At 49.4% G+C, this 18,680-nt stretch carries 11 protein-coding genes; 7 read left to right on the top strand and 4 right to left on the bottom strand.

Annotated features, from left to right (window positions below):
* Nucleotides 1-67: 67 nt before the first annotated feature.
* The 3 genes from ACYVK4_RS10045 to mscL form a co-directional block, all read right to left on the bottom strand.
* Nucleotides 68-559: an NADH-quinone oxidoreductase subunit C gene (locus ACYVK4_RS10045; protein WP_461127363.1), complete on the bottom strand. Its 492-nt coding sequence runs from the start codon at nucleotides 557-559 to the stop codon at nucleotides 68-70.
* A gap of 134 nt (nucleotides 560-693) precedes the next feature.
* The gene (locus ACYVK4_RS10040; protein WP_461127362.1) at nucleotides 694-2,643 is read right to left on the bottom strand and encodes a M1 family metallopeptidase; all 1,950 of its coding nucleotides are present in this window, start codon (nucleotides 2,641-2,643) and stop codon (nucleotides 694-696) included.
* A gap of 129 nt (nucleotides 2,644-2,772) precedes the next feature.
* The gene (mscL, locus tag ACYVK4_RS10035; protein WP_461127361.1) at nucleotides 2,773-3,252 is read right to left on the bottom strand and encodes a large conductance mechanosensitive channel protein MscL; all 480 of its coding nucleotides are present in this window, start codon (nucleotides 3,250-3,252) and stop codon (nucleotides 2,773-2,775) included.
* Between the two features lie 388 nt (nucleotides 3,253-3,640).
* Here mscL and ACYVK4_RS10030 point away from each other — a divergent pair, with 388 nt between their 5' ends.
* From ACYVK4_RS10030 to ACYVK4_RS10005, 6 genes are all read left to right on the top strand, one after another.
* Nucleotides 3,641-5,230, top strand: a complete 1,590-nt coding sequence (locus tag ACYVK4_RS10030) for an N-acyl-D-amino-acid deacylase family protein (protein WP_461127360.1) — start codon at nucleotides 3,641-3,643, stop codon at nucleotides 5,228-5,230.
* A 151-nt stretch (nucleotides 5,231-5,381) separates the two neighbouring features.
* Entirely contained in the window at nucleotides 5,382-7,394 is a 2,013-nt protein-coding gene (locus tag ACYVK4_RS10025; protein ID WP_461127359.1) for a hybrid sensor histidine kinase/response regulator transcription factor, read from the top strand.
* Between the two features lie 382 nt (nucleotides 7,395-7,776).
* Nucleotides 7,777-8,865: a DUF6089 family protein gene (locus ACYVK4_RS10020; protein WP_461127358.1), complete on the top strand. Its 1,089-nt coding sequence runs from the start codon at nucleotides 7,777-7,779 to the stop codon at nucleotides 8,863-8,865.
* Nucleotides 8,866-8,878: 13 nt separating this feature from the next.
* Complete coding sequence (locus tag ACYVK4_RS10015; protein WP_461127357.1) at nucleotides 8,879-10,219, top strand: hypothetical protein; 1,341 nt, start codon at nucleotides 8,879-8,881, stop codon at nucleotides 10,217-10,219.
* A gap of 126 nt (nucleotides 10,220-10,345) precedes the next feature.
* Nucleotides 10,346-12,577, top strand: a complete 2,232-nt coding sequence (locus ACYVK4_RS10010) for an nSTAND1 domain-containing NTPase (RefSeq protein WP_461127356.1) — start codon at nucleotides 10,346-10,348, stop codon at nucleotides 12,575-12,577.
* Complete coding sequence (locus ACYVK4_RS10005; RefSeq protein ID WP_461127355.1) at nucleotides 12,574-13,899, top strand: hypothetical protein; 1,326 nt, start codon at nucleotides 12,574-12,576, stop codon at nucleotides 13,897-13,899. Before ACYVK4_RS10010 ends, ACYVK4_RS10005 begins: the two co-directional genes overlap by 4 nt.
* Nucleotides 13,900-13,906: 7 nt before the next feature.
* Here the strand turns inward: ACYVK4_RS10005 and ACYVK4_RS10000 are convergent, their stop codons facing one another.
* Nucleotides 13,907-15,145: a hypothetical protein gene (locus ACYVK4_RS10000; protein WP_461127354.1), complete on the bottom strand. Its 1,239-nt coding sequence runs from the start codon at nucleotides 15,143-15,145 to the stop codon at nucleotides 13,907-13,909.
* A gap of 461 nt (nucleotides 15,146-15,606) precedes the next feature.
* On the opposite strand from ACYVK4_RS10000, the gene ACYVK4_RS09995 reads away from it, so the two are divergent.
* On the top strand, nucleotides 15,607-18,660 hold the full coding sequence (locus ACYVK4_RS09995; protein WP_461127353.1) for a caspase family protein: 3,054 nt from the start codon (nucleotides 15,607-15,609) through the stop codon (nucleotides 18,658-18,660).
* Nucleotides 18,661-18,680: the final 20 nt, after the last annotated feature.

Genomic DNA, 18,680 nt, shown 5'->3' with positions numbered 1-18,680 from the left:
AATACAGATAAAGCAATAACAAACGAAATTTAGAAACAGTCAACAATCGGCTCAAAATGTCGACAGCTTATTTCGTTTTTATGCCGTGGTATTGCTCTTCTTCCTGATAATCGGTACGAAGGGGATGGCCAACCCAGTCGGTGGGCAGCAGGATTCGGCGAAGGTCGGGATGGCCGCTGAACTGAATACCGACCAGGTCGAAGGCTTCCCGTTCGTGCCAGTCGGCAGTTCGCCAGATGTGGGCCAGGCTTGGTACTGAGGGTAAGGTAGCTCCTTTGATGTTGCGCGGCACAACGATCTTGAGCATCAGGTTATGTTCGTAGGGAATGGAAGTCAGGTTGTAAACCACTTCCATGGTATTAGCCTCCGGTCCGTTGTCGATGGCCGTTATACAAGCCAGCAGGTCGAAAAACAGCCGTTCGTCATCACGCAGAAACCGGCAGATGTCGGTCAACTGATCTATCGGAACGGTAAGATAGGGTTGTAAATTCTGCGTATTGGCCTGCAACTGATCGCCAAATTGAGTGGAGAGTAGGTCAGTTATTTCGGAAAAGGTCATATGCTTGGTTGGTGACGTCAGGTTCTCAGACCTGACGAGTACGGTTTTGAGAAACCATATGTATTGTCTTACAAAGATAGGTTTGAAAAAACACGTTTTATGGTATGCTGACCTTCATTAGAAAATGTCTGATTTCAGGCCAGCCACGCCAGCCACTGCATCCAGTTCTCGATCCAGAACAGGAATTTAACGGCAAATTTAGCCGCCGGGGCCGTCGAGGGGGATAACGTCAGGCTGTTGTTGTTCAGGTTGGTATCCATATAAATTTTCTGCGTCGGGTCAACTTTGGCCCAGCTAACCCTGGCATTTTCCGCTACCATGAACTTATGCTGCCGGTCCTCGCCATTCCAGTGTAACATCAACTCACGGTCATTATCAAAATGCACCAGTATATCGACCGGAATCTTGCCGTCGCCGTTTCGCTGTACCGTTATCACCGCTTGTTGTCGGCCGTTGGGTCGGCTATTTTTTATCGACAGGAGCTGGTAGTCGACCACATTGTCGCCGTAAAGAGCTTGGGCGAAGAACCAGTTCATGTCGGGGCCGTATTTGTTGCCGAGTCGTTTGGGAACAATCTCATTGACGATGTCGATGAAGTTCTGGCCGTTCGGGTGTTTGAATTTCCATCGAATAAAATACGTCTGCATGATCTCGTCCATCACCCGCCGACTCACCAGCCCTTCGAGCGTTCGCATCCAGGTGGCAGTTTTGGCATAGGTCAGCACACCATACTGGCCATCGGGGAGCTGCCAGGTATTACCAAACGAGGAGCCAAGGGCGGGGTTATCCTGATGAACGTAGGTATCCCGCGAGCTTTCCATATCGCCCATGCCGAAGCCGAACAAGTCAATCTGTGAGGAGCGGGGGCCATAGGTTTCGTCCATAACCCGGCCCTCGTAATACTGGTTGAAACCTTCGTCGAGCCAGGCTTCCTCAAACTCGTTGGAGGCTAGCAACTGCATAAAATACTGGTGGCCAAATTCATGGATGGTCACTTCCTCGGGGAAACGGGCTCCGGCGGGCAGAAACCAGGCCGTTCCGGCCGTAATGAACGTCGGGTATTCCATGCCAAACGAACCCTGTGCGTGTACTGGCGGATCGACGATGGTCAGGTTCGGGAAGGGGTATTTGCCCAACTGTTTATCGAAATAAGCCAGAGCAGCACGAGCCGCGTCGATATGCCGCTGGGCCTGGTGGATATGCTCGGGTTGCATGACCAGTTCTATACTCACTTCGCCACCGCCGGGGCGTTTCCATTTGTCATTGATCACCTGAAAATGGGGCGAGGCCGTCCAGGCAAAATCGACTACATCTTCAGCATGATACAGCAGTGTTTTGGTGCCGTTCGGATGGATTTTTTCGGATTGATACAGCCCCACTGCACTCACCCAATAGTCCTTCGGGGTGGTGATGTTGACATCGTAAACGCCATAGTCGGCATAGAATTCGGAGTGGGCATGGAACTGGTGGCAGTTCCACTGCCCCACTTTCGCGTAACGCGTTCCGGCAGGTTCATAAACGCCGATTTTCGGAAACCATTGACCTACCAGAAAAAAGTCGCGGCTAAAGCCCGTCCGGGCAAAAATTTTGGGCAGTTTGGCCCGAAAGGCAATGTCGAGCACGATGGTCTCGCCCGGCCCGACGGGTTTGCTCAGCGGCACCCGAATGACGGTATGGTCATCGCGATTCTGATCGTCGGGCTGAAAAAACTGGTAGGCGAGTGGTTCGCCATTCCGCACCTTCATCGACACAATATCAATGGATCCGTAGGGATTCTCTTTGGCATTCCGGTCGATGCCCTCGCCCCGCAACTGCCCGCCCGACTCCCGCATGAACGTCGAGTTTTCGTTACGAAAGGCATTCAGGTAGAGGTGAAACTGCAGCTCCCGAACAACATCGGTTGACGGGTTCCGCCATGTAAGCGTTTCGCGGCCTGTCAGCTTTTTGGTAGCGGGGTCCAGGGTCACATCAATCTGGTAATTCGCCAGACGCGGACTCAAGGGTGTGGCAAAAATGGGCTTTGCTGATTGAGCAAAACCAGTTAACGCTATACCCAGCAGGAGCAGGGGCAGAAGTGATTTCATAGCCGGGGCAATTCGGTAGAAGGGCTAAGTACCGAAAAAGCAGGCTCGATTGCAACCAGAGAGGAATAAGTACCCAGTCAATTACCTGCTTGCCATGTTGGGGAATGGCAAGCAGGTTTACACGATTGTTTACGGAATCTGCCGATTTCCAATTTCTGAGGGGCTGGCCGTGGCTGGCTGCACTCTGGGTGAACTGGCCACCAGCGCATCCCGAATTTCGGTTAGCAGTACCTCTTCTTTGGTGGGTGCGGGGGGAACGTCTGCCGAATCGGCCTTCACACGCATCAGGCGGTTCATGCCCCGAACCAGAAGAAAGATGATAAAGGCCAGAATAAGAAAGTCGATTACGATTGTCAGGAAGCTGCCGTAGGCAAAAACGGGACCCAGTTTTTTGGCTTCCACCAGGGTGAGGCCCGTCGTAACGTTCTCGGTTAGGGGGACATACAGGTCACTGAAGTCGACTTTGCCAACGGCACGGCCCACGAGTGGCATAATCAGGTCGTTCACGACTGAATCGACAATTTTTCCGAAGGCAGCTCCGATAATTACCCCAACAGCAAGGTCCATGACATTGCCTCGCATGGCAAACTCTTTAAACTCCTTGAACATGTGTGTTTGTGTTTAATGGTTGGAAATGGGAAAAGGTAAAAGCGGTAATAGACTTGTGATAGAAAACGTACAGAAAAGGCTATTGAAACAACCGGTAAGGGTTAAAACTTCAAGTAATTCTATCGGGTAACATCTTGGTATATCTTATTGTTTATCAACTTGCTTACTCCTAGGAATGTTAATTTGTACGTAGCCAATAGCTAGTTCAGCCGTACTTATCGAATATCAATCGAATTGTTTAGTTTTGGTAAAAATTGGTGTTTTCGTATAACTATTGTCAGCTAATTGGTCGGATTCGTTTATTTATATCCTTAATCAGTTTGTTGTGTGCCAAAAAACAGCCAGATTGTTGACTGATCATTATTTATTTAACAGCTTAATCTGATCTATGTCAACGCGTTTCCTGCTTCTTTACCTATGCCTTGTTGTACCTGCCATAACCCACAGTCAGCCTTATGACCTTGTTATTAAAAATGGTCGGGTTGTTGATGGAACGGGTAATCCGTGGGTATATGCCGATGTAGCCATTCAACAGGGTCGTGTTGTTAGGGTTGGTATGGTCCCTGCCAGCGATGCCAGCCGGACAATTGATGCAACCGGCCTTATTGTAGCACCGGGCTTTATTGATGTACATACGCACGTAGAAGGGAGTCTGGAAGCGCAGCCGGGCGCTCCTAATTTTATTTTCGATGGAGTCACTACCATGATCACGGGCAACTGCGGAGGGTCCAGCACCAACCTGCGCGCCTATTTCGATACCTTACGAACGCAGGGGATTTCCGTAAATGTCGGGTCGCTGATTGGGCACAATACGGTGCGGGTGAAGGTGATGAAAATGGCGTTTCGGGAACCTACCACCCGCGAACAGGCCGATATGGAAGCCCTGGTCGAGCAGGCCATGAAAGACGGTGCCGTAGGGCTGTCGACGGGCCTCATTTACACGCCCGGTACCTACGCCCGCACATCCGAAGTGGTCAATCTGGCTAAAATGGCTTCCCGGTATGGTGGGCTATATGCCTCCCATATCCGCAACGAAGGGCAGAACGTGAAGCAGGCGGTTGAAGAAGCGATTCAGATCAGCCGCGAAGCCCACATTCCGGTCGAGATTTCACACTTTAAAGTGGCCAGTAAACCCTTATGGGGCAAAAGCACCGAAACGGTCGAACTGGTGGAAGCGGCCCGGCGCGAAGGCCTCGACGTAACGGTAGACCAGTACCCGTATACGGCCTCCAGTACTTCGCTGGAGAGCATTGTGCCATCCTGGGCGCTGGCCGATGGTGATTCGGCGGTGCTGGCTCGTTTTCGGGACCCGGCCACCCGCGCCAAAATCAGGAAAGAAATGCTGGATGGACTGTCGAAGAACCTCCGCAAAAACTACGAGTACGCCGTGGTGGCCAGTTATAAACCCGATACGACGTTTAACGGGCTAAGCATCAGCGCGATCAATCAGAAGCTGGGTCGGAAGAACACAGCCGCTACCGAAGCCGACCTGATATTGGAGCTGATGGAACGCACTGAACTGAAGCGTATCCAGATGGTGTACCACACGATGTCGGAAACCGATGTAGAAACTATTTTGCGTTACCCCAACACCATGATCGCGTCGGATGCCGGGGTGGCCAAACTGGGTTCGGGTATGCCGCATCCCCGTGCTTATGGCACCAACGCCCGCGTCTTGGGCCGGTATGTACGCGAACGGCATGTGATCCCGCTGGAAGAGGCCATCCGTCGGATGACATCGCTGCCCGCCCAACGGTTCAAGCTGGCCGATCGGGGGTTGCTCCGTCCGGGCTATGCCGCTGATATTGTGCTGTTCGACGAAAAAACCGTTGCCGACAAAGCTACCTACGACCAGCCTCATGCCTACACCACGGGTATTTCGTGGGTGCTCGTCAATGGTATTCCTGTAATTGAAAACAACCAGCATACCGGCCAGCGCCCCGGCCAATTACTCATGGGGCCGGGCTATGTGAAATGATGTAGGATATAGGATGTATGATGTACGTACCCACGGACTTGAGTCTGTGTCTTTAGCTTACAGAGTAGATAGCCTAGACACGGACTAAAGTCCAGGGGTACATACATCCTACATCCTACATCCATCCCCTTTTACCACTAGATCATTTATTATGACAACAATTTTAGTAGTAGATGATGAACTTGATCTGGAGCCGCTCCTGAAAAACTGGTTTCGTCGTGAGATTCGGAAGGAAACGTACGCCTTCCGTTTTGCCCATAATGGGTACGAAGCACTGACGCTCCTTCAGGATGAACCCTCTATCGACCTGTTGCTGCTGGACATCAATATGCCGAAGATGGATGGCCTGACGTTGTTGACAGAATTGCCGACCCTCGATCGGCTGCTAGCTACCGTTATGGTATCGGCTTACGGAGATATGGAAAATATCCGTACGGCCATGAACCGGGGGGCATTTGACTTCGTGACCAAGCCTATCGATTTTTCAGACCTGAACCTGACGATCAAGAAAACAGCGGCTTACGTTCAGCAGTTACGCGAATCGCAGCAGCTGAAGGTGATCAACGAATTGAAAACTCGTTTCTTCGATAATATTACCCATGAGTTTCGGACCCCGCTAACCCTCATTTTGTCGCCTGTCGAAAAGATGTTGCAGCGTTACCAGGAGCCTGAACCCCTGCATACGGGCTTGCTCATGGTGGAGCGTAACGCCCAGCAATTACTCCGGCTGATCAATCAACTTCTCGACTCGGCAAAACTGGAATCCGGCCATCTGGTCGTATCGCCAACGATAGGTAATCTGGATGATTTTGTCGGGCAAATCGTTCAAACCTTTCAGCCTGTTGCCCATGAGCGAAGCCTGGAACTGACGTATCAGAGTGATCTGGTCGATCTGTATTCGTTTGATGCCAATAAGGTCGAGCAAATCGTCTACAACCTCATCGCAAACGCCCTGAAGTTTACGTATACGGGGGGCGTTCGGGTAGAACTGAAGCAGGGAGCATCCGTTCAGCTAGTCGTTTCAGATACGGGCATCGGTATTGCGTCAGAGAAACTGCCGTTTATCTTCAATCGATTTTATCAGGTACTCCCATCGTCTTCCAGCGACACCAGCGCACTGCCTGATTTTGGCCATTCGGGTACAGGTATCGGGCTGGCTTTGGTGAAAGAATTAACCGAATTGATGAATGGAACGGTGACGGTTCAAAGCCGCGCAGCCGACCAGTGGGGGAACCTCTCCGGCACTACGTTTACGGTAGAATTGCCCTTGTTGACTGCCGATAGAACGACACTTCCCGATTTGGGGAGCGAGCCTGCCCGTCAATTGCTGGATGGCTCAGACTATGCAGACGGTTACTCGGTTAGGGAACAGGTGGCGCTGGATACCATTGAGCAGGCGACCTCGCCCGACTCTGATAAAGCGTTGGTGCTCGTGGTTGAAGACAACCGCGAGCTCTGCGCGTTCATCGCCCGGGAGTTGTCAACGGTATACCGGGTGTTAACCGCCGGAAATGGAGAAGAGGGTTGGAAAATAGCGAAAGCTGAGTTGCCCGACATTGTGCTGACCGATGTGATGATGCCCCTGGTAGATGGGTATGAACTAACCCGACGGCTGAAAACGGATGCAGCAACCAATCATATTGCCGTGGTTATGTTGACGGCTAAAACGGCGCTGACGAGCCGTATTGAAGGGCTAAAGCAAGGCGCTGATGACTACATCAGCAAGCCTTTTCACATTGACGAACTACACTTGCGGCTACGTAACTTACTGAGTCATCAACAAAAGCTACAGGTCTATTATCAGAATATACTGACCGGTTCAGAAGCGGCTGTTCAGGCCGAAACGGTAACGGATAAATTCCTACACAAACTACAGACCTTAATTGAAGGTCGTTTGGACGACAGCCAGTTCGGGGTTACAGAGCTGGCCCATGAGATCGGGATGAGCCGTCGTACCCTTCACCGGAAACTAACGTCTATCGCGAACATGACGATTAATGATTTCATCCGCCAATACCGGTTACGACGGGCAACCCAGTTCCTGAGAGACGGACACAATATTTCCGAAACGGCTTATCTGGTTGGCTATGAGAGCCCGGCCTACTTCACCACAATCTTCAAAGAGGTCTATAAAAAGACGCCTTCCGAGTATATGGATAACTAACGGAAGCAATGGCTGAAAAGCCTGTCCCAAAATTGATACTTATTGGCCAAAAGCAGAAAGTCATTCACCCGCTTAACGCTGACCTTTGACATACTAAAAGCACTGAAGCTTTCTGCAACTATCCACATTCATGAACGTAGTTTAATTACCGTGCTCTGATTGACTTTAGTGTGCGGTAGTTGAACTACCTGGCATTATGTTTATAATCTACTCATGAATTTTCGCCTAATAGGCTGTTAATGAGAGTTTTGCCTATACTTGTGAGCGTATCCTTCTCCTAGCCCACAGAAGGTTCTCAATAGAAGAGTATACGAATGCTCTGGTTTTCTGTCACTGAAGTTAAGCTTGCCGTTGATGAATAAACCGTTCCTCTTACATAGATATGAAATATTATTCATTGGTTGGGTTTTGGCTTATGTCCATCTCGGTAGCTTTTCCTCAGAGCACCAAAGAAATTGCCAGTGACTGTGTTTCCTTGTATGAAGCCGGACTGTCGGTAGGTCGTGGCCAGTATTTTGGTGATTTCTACGGAAGTCCTGTCTATTTGTCGAAGGGAGCTAACTGGGGTGCCTACGGATTTATTCGTCGGCGTATAAGCTCTATCGTTGCCTTAAGGGGAAATCTGATGGTGGGTCAGCTATCGGCCGATGATCTTGATGAGCCCAATAAACGCTGGGACTCCCGCCGACTCAAATTTACGACGCCCGTTGTTGAGCTGGCTGCCTTAACGGAGATATACCCTTTGGCTAAAAAGGGTGGTAAGCGTCTGTCACCCTACGTTTTTGCGGGTGCAGGCGTCACCTATACAAGTCCGAAGGTGACGAAGGGACGCGATGCATCACTGCCTCCCAGTGATAGTATATTAGCCCTCGACTCTGCCCAGACCAGAAAAATCAACCTTGTATTCCCGGTTGGTGTGGGACTTAGCTACGCGGCTACGCCCGCGTTGAAAGTTGGCCTGGAGGTAGGGTACCGTTTCTCAACATCTGATTATCTGGACGGTTTTCAAGAGGCCGGTTATAAATTCTCCAAACATAGAGACAGCTATCTAACCGCCAGTGTGGTAGTGGCTTATCAACTGGGGGCTCCTGACTATGACCATGATCATGTACCAAACAACTGCGATGCCTGCCCGCATCTTTACGGGCTGGCAGCCTTGAGAGGATGCCCCGATGCCGATAATGACGGGGTAATCGATCCCGAAGATGGCTGCCCCGACGAATTTGGCGACCCGGCCACCTGCGGCTGTCCCGACGATGATCAGGATGGCGTACCGAATTCCTGCGATTGCTGCCCCAACGAAAAGGGCGATCGGGCGTATCATGGCTGCCCAAAAGCCCATAACGTTGAGTATGAACATGCACGCGTACCAGCCCGGATGCGCTATTGCCCACTTTGCCCACCCGACCTGCTCAACGCCCGCCGGACGCTGAAAACGAACCTCTCGAACCTGATTCATAAATCCCGTTAATCTGCCTGTTCATATGAGTAATCTAACCACAAGCTTACAGAATCTGACTGAGAAACAGCAGCAAGACCTGATTGCGTCCATTCGTTCGGGAGAGTGTGTCCTGGTGTTAGGCCCTTATGCAAATTTAGTGCAGGAAGAAAACGTATGCCGCTCACAACGAGTGCGGCTGGCCAATTTTCTGGCAAAAAATGACCGATTACAGACACAAACTCCTATCAATCCAGAGGACCAGGACAGTCTCAATACGGTAATCTGTCAATTGCTGCTGGACGAAAAAATTAAGGAGGGAAATATCAGGACAGAAATAAAGAACTTCTACAGCATGCAGGCTGCCCCCCCTTCCGACAGTCCCTATGAACTGATCGTGCAATTAGGTTTTCGGAATATTCTCTCAACAGACCCGGATAGTCGGCTCATTAAAGTGTTTGAAGATTTTAACCGCAGCCCTATGGGGCTATACTGTAGGTCGGACTACAACTCCAATCCCAATGCCGATCCTAAACTCGACCCCAAATCTATAATTGTTCCATTTCTTACAAGTGAACGTGAGAGTTACCCTATCATACTACATTTATTTGGCCTTGCCGAATACACTGTGAAGGTAGAGTCATCCAGTTCCCTATTGATTGGACCTGAAGACGAGTTTAATCGGATGCATATATTGACATCAGAGGAAATAATAAAAAAAATTATTGATGAATTTGGCGACCGAATCACCATGAGTCAGTGGTATCTGTTCGTGGGGTTTAACTTTAATTCCTGGTTGATGGGAGCTATCTTTTATTTCGTCAGTAAATTGACACAGAAGATAAAAGACCCCTATGTGTTCGGCCTGCATAGCAAACCACAAACGCAATTGGCCAGTCCTACCATTTCCTACTATAAAAATCTATTTCCGAGCACAAGTAAGAAGAACGATATTCAAATTGTTCAGTCTGATACTCGGAATTTCTTCATCGAATTAAAGGCTTTGTATGACAAATTCCCGACGCCCAAGCGCAAGCCTACTCGATCAGCATTCGTAGTGTATCACCGTAGTGACCAGGATAATTTTGACCGAATACGGAAACAACTCGAAGGAAAATTAACCGCTCACAAGCTGAAGGCATATTACAATCATAATAAGGAAATTAATACGCTGGACGACGCTTTCACTGAAGAACAGATTCAGGAACATATCTTGACCGATCCGGTTGTCGTGTATCTTATTTCTACCAACTGGGAAGCTGATTCTTTGTACGATGTTTATTGGGATTTAGCCCGGGAAAGAAAGAAAGGAAAAAAAACTTTCTTGTGCTGGCTATTGTACTGGATGACTATAGTGTATATGAGCCTGGTCAGGATGAAGCAATGAAAGACCCCTTCCATGATGGGTATATCAGACTGGTGAGTCAGAAAGCACTCAAGGAGGCAGCAAACATTGACGGTGTCTTGAATAAGTTGAATACTGCTTTAGAAAACTGCCCTGAACAATCCTGATATGCAGAAACGACGCTACCCTGGTATCAAGCCCTTTGAAGCCGAAGACACTCTCGTTTTCAAAGGCCGAAGCGAAGAAACACGAGAGGTTACCAACTTAATTCTATCCCAGAAAACGCTGATTTTGTTCGCTAACTCGGGCATGGGTAAAACATCGCTGCTGAATGCGGGGGTTATGCCCAATCTGAGACAATACGGTCTGTATCCGATTTTTATCCGGTTCAATCAAATCAGTTCTCCAGGCATGAACCCTCTTGAGCGGTTCATAGACACCTATCAGAAGGCCTACGAAACTTACAGTGCATACTGGTCAACAGCCGAAAAATTTGTACGGAAAGATACACTTTGGGAAACAATGTGCCAGAATCAATTTCTGACCTTGGATCAGGTACTTATCCCAACGCTGGTTTTTGATCAATTCGAAGAGTTCTTCCATACATATCCTAAACGGGAAGATCGGCAGGCGTTTCTTCGTCAATTGGGGGAGTTGATCTCTGATGCTATTCCACACCAACGACCACTGTTGAATCAGCCGGTGGAAGCTGGCAATGGGGTGCGACCGCTAAACCTGCGCATTGTGTTTTCGATTCGCGCGGATTCGCTGAACAGCATGCAGGAGGTGAGCGAATATCTGACGTTTGTGCTGCGAACCCGTTATGAACTCCTGCCCATGCTGCAGGAGCAGGCCACACTGGCTATTCAGGAGCCGGGCCTGGTTACTGGTAGTGCCTACAAAATGAACAGGATCATCTTTCCTGCAGAGGTGATTGACAATATTTTAAACGCCCTGGTAGATAAGCATTCCCTTGCAATTGAGACGTTTCTGCTCCAGTTGGTCTGTAGTACGATAGAAGAAAAATTGATTGAGGAAAGTAAACAGGTGAAAAGCGAACATGTATCCGTTCGAGAAACCGTACAACCTGCCGATTATGGAGGTGATAAAAATGGGATTAATACTATCGCTGAAAACTATTTTAGGACAGCCGTTAAAGAGGTTATACAGCATGATCACCAGCCTCAACCAAGAACAGAAGATATCCTCTATAAGCTTCTTGCTATAGGTAGCTATATCAGTGGCTGGTGGTATTACCTGAAGCGCCGTCCTGCTGTCGTTGAAGCACTTAAAAAAACGCTGAATAACGCGGGGAGTCCAATCTTAACTGAAAACAGTCAGCTACTCCTGACACCCACAGAAAAAGAGGCATTCATCGAGCGCCGAATTTTAAAGAGTGAAGAAAGAGGCCCCAATACCTACTTTGAAATTAGCCACAACAAGATTGCGCTGGCTCTGAAAAAGGAAAGAGCGCGTATTAAACAGGCCGACAAAGATCGGCAGAAACTAATACTTTTGGGTCTGGCTGGTTTGCTTATACTCGGATTGCTTGGAGTGATCATTTATCTATTGACAAGAAACAAGTCATCAAAGCTATACCTAACTAAGTATGCGCTTTTGGTTTATCGTGATACTACGCTAATAAACAACGAATGGAAAATTGGTGATACACTTTTTGTTTATCGTGACACAACAAAATCTGATGTCACCGTACCTCCTATTGGTCCTGAGTCAACTCCACCAATCGGTGCAACCGCATCAGTAAGTTCAAATACCGAATCTAGTGGAGGTGGCGAGGGCAAACCATCGAAAGATCCGACACAAATTCCGGCCTTACTTACTGTAATCAATCAGCTAAATGAAGATAGGCTTAAACGAGCCCAGGAAAAACTAGGAAATGCAAAAAAGCTGATGGAAGCCCATCTTTTTGCACAGGCCCTAAGAAGCTTGCCAACAGAGCCTGAATTTAATCCTGGCTTTCTGTCGAACGGCTTGGTAAAGTTCAGCGAGAGTTTACTAAAAGGGTTGCAAGACGTTGGCCGTGAAGTTAAAAAGGTCGAAAGTTTTTGTAAGACGATGCAGCCCGTTCAGGAGTTGGTAGAAAAAGCGGTATGTATGGAAGCTAGCCTGAGTCTCAAGTGTGCGAATAAATATTACAGAAGTGCCCAGGATAAAAATGAAAAAGCCAACGTACAGGTAAGGTATAAAGTGTATAAATATGAGGACAGGATGCTGAAGGATAAAATTTATGCAACTAATCATGCAGCCGCTCTGGGTGTTTATGCTGGATTGAACGATGAAACGCTGGATGCTAGCTATAAAAATTGGGCAGATGGTAAGTTGAAAAACATACGAAGTGATACATGTATCTGTAAATCGCTAAATCAATCAGGCCAATGAAACGGGTAGTGGTTTGCTTACTGATTCTAGTTGCTGGTTACGCTAAGGCGCAGACTGTGCCCAATACGGTGGGCTATAATCGCTCGCTCCTCGATTTGCAGACATTCGATCATGCCTTAATCCAGGGGGCAGGTCAGTATTATTATCAGGGCCGGGCTGGCGAAGACTTCCCGGGCAGAGATAGTCTACGCAAAGAGCTGGCTTTGCTACGGGAAAGCCTGATTAATTACTATGTGCTGCTGGGTAAGTTTCCACTGGCCATCATGGCCCCCAGAGCTCTGGTGGATAGTAGCCAACGCCGGGTGCCGGACCTGGTTACGGCTCCCACTCTGGCTGGTCCGACCGCTTTAAAATGGACGCCGTCGGGATGGGTTTGGCCGCATCTGACCAAAAACGATACGTGCCTGACCTACACGTTCTCTGCCGATAGCAAACTGATCGCCTTGGCTACAGCCAACCGGCTCACTGTTGAACGGGTGTCTGACGGTACGGTTGTTGGTACTCCGCTGGAGAAAATTGCAAACCCAACCTATAGTTTTTCGAAAGCTAATGACCTGTATGTCGTTGACCAGTTCAACCTGTCTGCCGTACTGAGGCTCGATCCCACTGGCAACAAGCCCGGTAAACTTCCGCTGCCCGATAGTCTGGGCAAACGTGGTTACCGCATTGACCAGATTTTGCCGGACGACAGTTTGCTGGTGATCCGGCGCGTTGTGGGTAGCCGGACGTTTGTATGTGTGTTGAATTTTATGCACCCACAAAAACAACTCCTGTCTGGCTGGCTGAATTATGTTGTAAACACCTGTCGTCTCGAGCCAGTCAAAGCAGGTTTATGGCTTCTGGCATGCCGCCAGGTCGATAAACAGGCTTACCACCTGCTTCTGGCTTCTTTTAGCCAGGTCCAATCGAATTCATTTGTGGAAGTGATACCGCAAAAATTGGTAAGCGAATATCGGCTGGATAATATAGGGAATTTGATTGCGTTACAGGCCGATAGTTTGTTGGTTATAGCGAATCTATGGGACACCAGCTCATCCACCACTACAATAGCCACCGAAGCGCGGTATTTCGACTGGCAGGATAATCGGGTCGTGTACTGGAAACGAATTAGGGAACCTGATCGGTGGGCTCTATTTCTGTATAGGATGGGTACGGAGACCAAACAGGTTACCGCCAACAGCACTCCAGCAGGTTTCTGGTATGATACTGACCTGCGCCGGGATGTGCCTCGTATCGTTCTGAGGGCAAACGAAGTTTATTTTGAGGATCGCTCAAACAACACGGCTAACCAAGTGGAAATTAGCCGACTGCCTGAAAAATAGGAACTGGTCAGCGTGGGGCTGATGCCTGGTTTTTTTTTAGTGCCCGTACATGATCATTCCATAGGCTAAACAGGTTGCCGCATAGATTGGCCAAAGCTGTTTTAGGGGAATCGTCGGGAAGACGAATTTCACTGAAAAGCTTTGCTGGCAAATGCTGACGGTCGATGTCGGTCGTTAACAACGCAATGGGGCGCGTAATCATATTACCCAGTTCAGACCGGGCTTTAACGCGTATCATGACCTGTTGTAGAACCGAGCTGGTTATGTATGCGTCGTTGATGAACGAGATGATGAAATCAGCCTGTTGTATAGCGTCCGTCAACTGGCGCACTCGTTCGTCGGGGTTGTTCAGGGTGCTGTCGTTCCAGACAGGGTCAACCGTATATTCTCGAAACGTTGATTTAATCTGGCTGACCAATTGTTTACTCACCGGCTGATCAGGCATTGTGTGAGATAAGAAGATGGAAAAGGAAAGGTTGGCACTTAAGCTGGAGGTGACCACATAGCGTTCGTTAACTTCTGTCGGTTCATAAACGACGGGCGGTATCAGTCGCCAGTTACGTTGCTCGTCCGTAAGATCGGTGCGTTTGTAGAGTTGCCAGGGGATCGCCTGGCTGTCGGCCTCATCGACCGTGGTATCGAACGCACTACGCATAGCACCCCCCTGCTGAAATACCTGTTGCAGGGCTGGATTTCGGGAATCGTTTTTTATGAAGATTTCCGTCTCGTCAAACGCTTTCTCAATCGTAGCCGGGTTGTGAGTATCGCCAAGAAGCTGGTAGAATATTCTGGCCACCTGAACCGCCTGGTCATCTTTTATTTTAGCGGTTGTGCCAATTACGTAAGGAACACCCGCTTGCCGTATCAAGTCGGCTAATTCCCGCGAACAGCAACTGTTTATAAATACTAGTCGAAGCTTATTAGGATAGGTGAACAGGCTGGTTAACGCTTCTTTATTGATCAACGAAGGCGGTTGCTGACTGTCGCCGGAGGCCAGTAAACCTTGAGCGGATGAATGCCCTACATAATGGAATAAGGTAACGCTTTGCCACTCTAAATCAGGTGAATGTACTAAATTCCAAAGGGGGCTAAAATCGATACTCCCTTTCTCAATTACCTTAATGCATTCCTTGGATATCGCCTTGCGTAAGGAAATATCCTCGATTTCGCGTTTTTCTTTGATTAGTTGATCAAGATAATCCTGGGTTTGATTGGCCGTAGCGATAACTAGTTTTTCAGTAGCCATTTGCCTGTAGAGAAAGCTTGTGAATGTGAGTAATTGAGCGGCTGTCCGGACAGCCGCTCCTGAATAAGAGAAGACCTGAGCAAGCCTTAAGTAAAATTATCTCTAATTAAAGAAAAAAGTAGTAACGCATTTTTCTAAAACAGGAATACTATGGGCGATTGACCTAAAAACGATTGAGATTGACCTGTTTTCGAAAACTCTTCCGAAAAACGGGTACTACTTTTACATGCATGATGATCAGGGAAAAGAACGTTTGATTACCCTCTTTGTATACAGGAAACATCATGGCTTCTCCTCTGACTACACGGTATAACCAATTAATTGGCAGCACTGTGTATAGCTTTAACAGGTAGGCCGTAGCCTATTGTGCTTTAAAAGGGTAGATGTCATAGATGAATGTTGTTTTATTAGTTGATTATCAGGCATATAAACAGTATGTTTGACAACCCCTTCCTACACACATGACCTCTTCTTTACCAAACTTACCTCCTGTCCCTTCGCCGAAGCCCAATTTGTATGCCCTACTCGTTGGCATTGGTGCCTATGAACGGGTTCGCCAACTGCGCGGGCCTGTTGGCGATGTCCAAACGCTTACCCGATACCTCCAGCGTCAGGTCGATTTTAATCCGAATCTGCTGGTGCTAACCGACGAGCAAGCCAGTAAGTCGGCGATCATTGATGGATTTCAGCAACACCTGACCAAAGCGACTCCCGCCGACACGGTGCTGTTCTATTTCTCCGGCCATGGGGCGCAGGAAGAAGCCGATAAATCGCTGTGGCTGACAGAGTCTGACGGTAAACTCGAATGTCTGGTTTGCCACGATAAAGGGGCCGTTAATCCCTGGGATTTTTTGCTGGCCGATAAAGAACTACGCAGCCTGATTGGTGAAGTCAGTGCAACGGGTGCCCATGTCGTGGTTATTTCCGACTGCTGCCACTCGGGCGATAATACCCGGGCGGCCGATCTGCTGGCCGAAGCGCTGGCGGGACAGGACATACGCGAACGACGGCTCACTAAATCGGCTCCCCAACGTCCGTATGAAGGTTTTTTCTTTCACCAGACCATTGCCGAAAGTCAGTTGCGGGAGCAGGGGCTGGACGAGGTGATGCCGCAGGGAACACACGTACAAATGGCCGCCTGCGAATCCGACGAAGCGGCCGTGGAAGTGAATGGAGAGGGTATTTTTACCAAGAACCTACTGACCGTGCTGGAGGCCGCTCACGGTCAGGTATCGTATCAGGACCTGCATAATCGGGTACGGCAATACATGCGGTTTGGTTACGAACAACGCCCGCGGGTGTATGTTACCGGCCAGAGCGAACAAACCAGTGTGCTGCTGAACCGGGGGTTTTTGAACCAGCCCATTGACGAAAATTCGCTGACGGCATCGGCGACGTATAACCAACGGGTTGGCTGGCTCCTCGATGTGGGGGCTATTCATGGCATGGGGCAGACCAATCAGCGTATTCAACTCTATGACTCGGTGGCGCAGGTCAGTCACACCGTTGGTATTGCGCGTTTGGGAGCCGACTATACCGTGCTGGCCATCGCCGACGACATTAAGGCCGTTCTGGATAAAGCGACCGTTTACCGCGCTACTGTAGCCGGACTACTTCTCAAACCTATTCGGCTTCATCTGCTTAATCATGGCGGGCCGTCGAACGAACTGCCCGACTTGCTGGATCGGCTGCAGAATCGGCAGGTAGCGAATGTCAGCGTAGCGAGTGAGACTTTTTTTACAATTGAAGACAACGAAGAAAACGCTGACTATACCCTGCACCTTCGTAACGGGCTGTTTTTTATTACGCGTCCCGGTGATGCGAACAGACCGCTGATTCAGCCGCTGGTCCGGTCTGATAAGGTAGCCGACGATCCGCTGCTGTTTGAGCAGTTGAAGGAGTACCTACATCATCTAAGCCAGTGGCAATACCTGAAAGAACTGCACAACCCGGAAGCCGAAACCCCGGTACTTACGATTGAGGTAACACCCGACGGGGCAATCCCTGTTCACCTGCAGAAAGCGGCTTCAGACCCGTTGCCCATCACCTTTTCGGAACAAAACGGTCGTTGGACAACCACGTTGACGATTCGGCTGACGAACCCAACGGATCAGCCGGTTTACTGCACCGCGCTCTACCTCTCGCGGGATTTTATGTCATTCCCGGATTTTCTGCCGACCAACTACCGGTTGGAGCCGGGCCAAACCGTTACGCTGGGACTGGCGGACAAAAAATCACCTACGGGTCGGCAGACATCCTTTCGATTGAAGCTGGAGGAAGTCATCAGGCAGTATAACTGGCCCCAGTCAACAGAACATATCAAATTACTGGTGACGGTAAATCCATTGTCGGAAACGACGCTGGCATTTCTGAAGCTCGATGCGTTGCCGTCGCCCCCTGTTTTGGCGGATCGGTTCAAGCCTAAAGTTGAACGGGGCGGATTTGATACGGATGAAGCAGACGTACTGCCCGAATGGAGCACGCAAACCGTTACGCTGAATCTGGTAAACCCGCTTTATAATACGGTTCAGATCGAGGAGTTGAATCAGATGCTGGAGCCCCCCGCCGACCTGCGCTACGTCGATACGATGGCTGACTTTGCGCTGGGGCTTTACTATCAGGTAGAAACCTTGGCATCGGGCCAGCCGAATTTTAAACTCCGGGATGAATTACAGATCGCTACTCCCGATGAGGGCCAGCGGGGATTATGGACCGATTTAAAACTGGCGCTTGTCAATAAAGTGGCCCATCGGGTTCAAAATCGGCAGTATGAGCAGAACCTGATCCGCTATCCCGACCGTATGCGCATCGTGGCCGAAGGAGATTCGTGGTTTCAGTACCCGTTTCTATTACGCGATGTTGTCGATTACCTGTCGGGGGTCTATTCGGTTTTCAGTGTCGCTGCGGCTGGAGCGACACTAAGCGACTATCTGAAAGACTCCACCTTCCTGGAAGCCATTGCGCAGGTCAAACCAGCCTTTTTTCTGCTGAGCGGTGGCGGCAACGACTTGCTGGGCGATACCTTCCCCGATCTCATCCGTGCCACCCCCGATCCGGACAAAACGGGCCCTGAACGCTATCTGTCCGACACGTTCACGAAAAGAATGGCTACGGTTGGCGAGCAGTACGGGCGGATTTTACGGTTGGTCAACCTGGGTTATCCGGCCGTAAAAATATTGATTCATGGTTATGACTACGTGATTCCGGTTGATGCCTCCGCACACGATACGCGCCAAAGCTGGGTTGGTAACGTTCTGATGGCGAAGGGTGTAGGGAGTCAGCCCGATCGGGAGGCTATTGTGCGCTACATGATCGACGCCTTAAATGAGCAACTACGGCAGATAGCTGCCACCTACACCAACGTGACCTACCTCGATCTGCGGGGCACCGTTCGGCGTACGGATTCAATAACTGACTACTGGTACGACGAAATACACCCCAACGACAAGGGATTTCTGAGCGTGGCCACGAAGTTTATTGGTGTCCTGACCAAAGCGAAACAGGTGGTTCAGTAATGGTCTAAAGACGTTCCCTG

This window comes from Spirosoma aerophilum, assembly GCF_054782495.1.
Note: the sequence above shows the minus strand (reverse complement) of the source record. Positions and strands in the feature narration are given on the sequence as shown.